5 protein-coding genes are annotated in these 4,200 nt (G+C 67.4%); 3 read left to right on the top strand and 2 right to left on the bottom strand.

What is annotated here, in order from left to right; genetic code table 11:
• The 3 genes from GJ693_RS14320 to GJ693_RS14310 form a co-directional block, all read left to right on the top strand.
• The coding region (locus GJ693_RS14320; RefSeq protein ID WP_156256948.1) for a M23 family metallopeptidase at window positions 1-814 on the top strand (814 nt) is incomplete at its 5' end.
• 47 nt (window positions 815-861) lie between these two features.
• Complete coding sequence (gene erpA, locus GJ693_RS14315) at window positions 862-1,194, top strand: iron-sulfur cluster insertion protein ErpA (protein WP_156256947.1); 333 nt, start codon at window positions 862-864, stop codon at window positions 1,192-1,194.
• A 318-nt stretch (window positions 1,195-1,512) separates the two neighbouring features.
• Entirely contained in the window at window positions 1,513-2,136 is a 624-nt protein-coding gene (locus tag GJ693_RS14310; protein WP_156256946.1) for an HAD-IA family hydrolase, read from the top strand.
• Here GJ693_RS14310 and GJ693_RS14305 read toward each other — a convergent pair whose 3' ends face one another.
• Together GJ693_RS14305 and GJ693_RS14300 are read right to left on the bottom strand one after the other, a co-directional pair.
• Window positions 2,137-3,339, bottom strand: a complete 1,203-nt coding sequence (locus GJ693_RS14305; RefSeq protein ID WP_156256945.1) for an acyl-CoA dehydrogenase family protein — start codon at window positions 3,337-3,339, stop codon at window positions 2,137-2,139. It lies immediately after the preceding gene.
• Window positions 3,336-4,200 (bottom strand): phosphotransferase family protein (locus GJ693_RS14300; RefSeq protein ID WP_156256944.1); only part of this gene is annotated, 865 nt, incomplete at its 5' end. The genes GJ693_RS14305 and GJ693_RS14300, both read right to left, overlap by 4 nt.

The raw sequence follows: 4,200 nt of genomic DNA, 5'->3' as shown, positions 1-4,200 counted from the left end.
CTTCCTGGCGGCGCTGGCCAACGAACGCACCGATGCCGCCACCCTGTCGCGCCTGCTGCCGCGCGCTGGCCAGCCGGTCGCCGCCCTGATCGGCGCCGCCCCCGCCGGCGCCCCGCGCGCCGAAGCCGTGCTGCGCCGCCTCGGCCTCAACCCCGATCGCTTCCTTGATGGCCACGCCAACACCGGTGGTCCGTTCATCGCCGCCAATGATCCGCGCGTGCGCGACTTGCAGGCCAATGCCGTGCGCCAGGCCGCCATCGCCGCCACCTTCGCCCGTATCCCGGCCTTCCTGCCGGTCAACCGCTACGATCCGTCGTCGGACTTCGGCTATCGGTCTGATCCGTTCCACGGCGGCGGCGCCTTCCACGCCGGCATCGACATGACCGGCAGCACCGGCGATGCCATCCACGCCGCGGCCGATGGTGTCGTCGTCCGGGCTGGTTGGTGGGCGGGCTATGGCAAGGTCGTGGTTGTCGATCACGGCAATGGCCTTGAAACCCGCTATGGCCACATGTCGCGATTCTACGTGAAGGAAGGCGATGTCATCCGCCAGGGCCAGGTCATCGGCGGCATGGGCTCCACCGGCCGCTCGACCGGCACCCACCTCCACTTCGAAGTCCGCCTCGATGGCCGCGCCCTTGATCCGCAACCGTTCGTCGAACTCGCCAACTTCGGCGTCGATGCCCCGGTCCGCAGCCGCCCGACCGTGGTGGCCCCGCTCGACATCGTCAGCGACGAACCCTTCGCCCCGCTGGCCAGCGACGATATGGTGATGGCCGGCGGCCGCACCTGGAAAGCCCGCACCGGCCGTTGATCGGCCCGCCGGTTGCAGCAGGCCGGCCCGGCGCCTACATTAGACGTATGGAAACCCTGCCCCGCCTGTCCCCCGCGGCTGCCAAGCGCGTGGCCGCCATCGCCGCCCGCCAGGGCAAACCCGGCATGATGCTGCGCCTCGCCGTCGATGGTGGCGGCTGCGCCGGCTTCCAATATCGCTTCGGCCTCGAAGCCGCTCCGGCCGACGGTGACACGGTGGTGGAAACCGACGGCGTCACCATGCTGGTCGATCCCGATTCGCTGCCATTCGTCGCCGGCGCTGAAGTCGATTATGTCGAAAAGATCGGCGCGGCGGCCTTCGAGGTGAAGAACCCCAACGCGGCGTCAGGGTGTGGCTGCGGGTCGAGCTTCTCGGTTTAAGTTACAAGAAGATGGCCTCCGGCGGGCAGGGACGCAGTCCCTGCACCCGTTTGTTTTGGGCAGCCCTTAAACAAGAGCCAATGTCATGCTGGCGCAGGCCAGCATCCATCCCGTCGTCGAGCGCAACGCCTCGAGTCCGGGCACCAAAGTGGATGCTGGTCTGCGCCAGCATGACGACACCCTCAATCAATGGATCGGACCCAACGAAAGTGGGTGCAGGGGCTCAGCCCCTGCCCGCCGGAGGCCCCTTGTTCTTTTCTCGGGTGAAGTCCTCACCCGTCACGCCTAAGCAGGATGCAACAGGCAAAGGACGCGCGTATGGCCATTCAGGCGGTGATTTTCGATTTTGGCGGGGTGATCGCCTCGTCACCGTTCGAGGCGTTTGCGCGTTATGAGGCCCAGCGTGGGTTGCCGAAGGGGTTCATCCGCACGGTGAACGCCACCAATCCCGATACCAACGCCTGGGCGCGGCTGGAGCGCAGCGAGATCACGACGGTGGAGTTTGATGCGGCGTTCCGGGCCGAGGCGTTGGCGTTGGGTCATGATGTGCCGGGCGGTGAGGTGTTGCCGTTGCTGGCGGGGGATGTGCGGCCGGGGATGGTGGCGGCGCTGCGGGCGTGCCGGGCGGCGTTCAAGATCGGCTGCATCACCAACAATGTGGCGAGCGAGGAGGATATCGGCTGGGGGCCGAGCGTGAAGCATATCCTCGCCGAGTTTCACCATGTCATCGAGAGCGCAAAGGTGGGGCTGAGGAAGCCTGATCCGCGCATCTATCTGATGATGTGCGAGGCGTTGGGGGTGGCGCCGTCGGCCTGCGTTTACCTCGATGACCTGGGCATCAACTGCAAGCCGGCGGCGGTGTTGGGCATGACGGCGATCAAGGTGACCGACGAGGCCCAGGCGCTGGCCGACCTGGCGGCGGCGACGGGCCTCAGTTTCTGATCACCAGCCGACCGGATCGGCGAAGGCGCTGCCCTGCCGTTCCAGCTGGGTGGCGATGGCAAATTTGTGCACTTCGGTGGGGCCGTCGTAGAGGCGGAACGGCCGCATGTCGCGGAAGATCATCTCGACGACGGTTTCCGAGGTGACGCCGATACCGCCCAATATCTGCACGCAGCGATCGGCGACCTTGAACAACTCTTCCGACACGCTGGCCTTCACGATCGAGCTTTCGTGCCTTGCGCGAACCCCATTATCGAGCAGCCAGGCGACGTGACGGATGGCGAGCCGGGCCTGGTGCAGGGCGATCTCGTTGTCGGCCAGCATGAAGTTGACGCCCTGGTGCTGCAGCAGCGGCTTGCCGAAGGCGGTGCGCACGCGGGCGTGTTCCAGCGCGATATGCTGGCAGCGCGCGGCCGCGCCGAGCCAGCGCATGCAGTGGGTGAGCCGCGCCGGCGCCAGGCGCATCTGGGCATAGCGGAAGGCCGAGCCGATCTCGCCTAGGATCTGCGACGGCCCGAGCCGCAGTCCCTCGAAGCGCACGACGCAATGGCCCTCGACATAGTTGCGGTCCATCGAGTCCATGACGCGCTCGATCTGAATGCCCGGCGTGTCGCCTTCGCACAGGAACAGGGTCGGGCCGTGGGCGCCATGGGTGTTGGGCTCGACATTGGCCATGATGATCCAGGTTTTCGCGCCATTGGCCCCGGTGATCAGCCATTTCAGGCCGGAAATTTCATAGTCGTTGCCGTTGAACACGGCGCGGGTTCTCAATTGGCCGGGGTCGCTTCCGGCACCGTCCGGCTCGGTCATGGCGAAGACGCTGCGGCGATGGCCGTCGATCATCGGCTTGAGGAACTGTGCCACCTGGTCCGGCCGGGCGATGCGGGAGAGGAGATACATGTTGCCCTCGTCCGGCGCGGCGCAGTTCATCGCCACCGGACCGAGAGTCGACCAACCGGCGGCTTCGAAGACGGCCGCCTGCGTGGCATGATCAAAGCCCATGCCGCCGAGTTCCGTGGGCGCCTGTGGGGTGAGCAGGCCTTCGGCTTTGGCCAGCGCCACCAGTTCGGCGCGCAGATCGTCGGTGGGGCCATGCTGGGTCAGGCGCGGGTCGCGTTCGAACGGGATGATCTTGTCGATCACGAACTGGCGGGTGTGGCGGGCCAGCGCCTTGGTGGCTTCGGGCAGGGTGAAATCGGTCACAGAGCGCCTTTCTGATATTGGGCCAGCGCATGGGCGATGATCGCCTGCGCCAATGTCGCGAAGCCTGCATAGCGCGTGCCATCCATCTCGCCGCGCTGCCATTTTCGGTAAAGCTGCATCCAGGCTATGGCCAGGCGCAGCCGGGCGAGCGCCAGCGGCCAGACGAGATCACCCGGATCATGGCCGCTGATGGCAGCATAGCGCGCAGCCACTGCCGCCCGCCCCGGCCAGCCGGGGGTGAGCGAGGGCACCGCCTGTAACGACTGCACATCGTCCGGATCGCCCGGCTCGATCCAGTATGAGAGCAGGATGGCGAGATCGAAACCGCGCGGGCCGCGGGTCGCCATGTCCCAATCGATCATGGCGCGCGCCTGGCAGGTGGCGGGATCGACCAGCAGATTGTCGGGCTTCAGATCCATGTGCAGCAGCACAGGGGCGCCAGCTTCAGGCGGCACGGCGGTGGCGAGCGCGCCGATCAGGCCGGCAACACCGCCGGGCAGGCCCTCGGGCCACACCGCCTCGGCCCGTGCCGTCCAGCCCTTCAACTGGCGGGCATGGAAGCCTTCCGGCTTGCCGAGGTCGCCCAGCCCCACGCGCTCCGGATCGAGCGCATGCAGCGTCGCCATCGCTTGGAGCGTCGTGTCGACCAGCGCCAGGCCGTCGTGGGCTGGCGGCGGCAAGGTGCCGGCAATCGCCACGCCGTCTCGCCGTTCGATCAGCTGGAATTTCGTGCCCAGCACGGCCTCGTCATCACAAAAGGCGACCAGGCGCGGGGCCAGCGGGAAATGCGGCGCCAGCGCGGCCAGCACGCGGGCCTCTCGCGCCATGTCGCTGGCCCCGGCCGCCAGCACACCGGGCGGG

Source organism: Sandarakinorhabdus oryzae, from assembly GCF_009733735.1.
GTDB lineage: Bacteria > Pseudomonadota > Alphaproteobacteria > Sphingomonadales > Sphingomonadaceae > Sandarakinorhabdus > Sandarakinorhabdus oryzae.
Note: the sequence above shows the minus strand (reverse complement) of the source record. Positions and strands in the feature narration are given on the sequence as shown.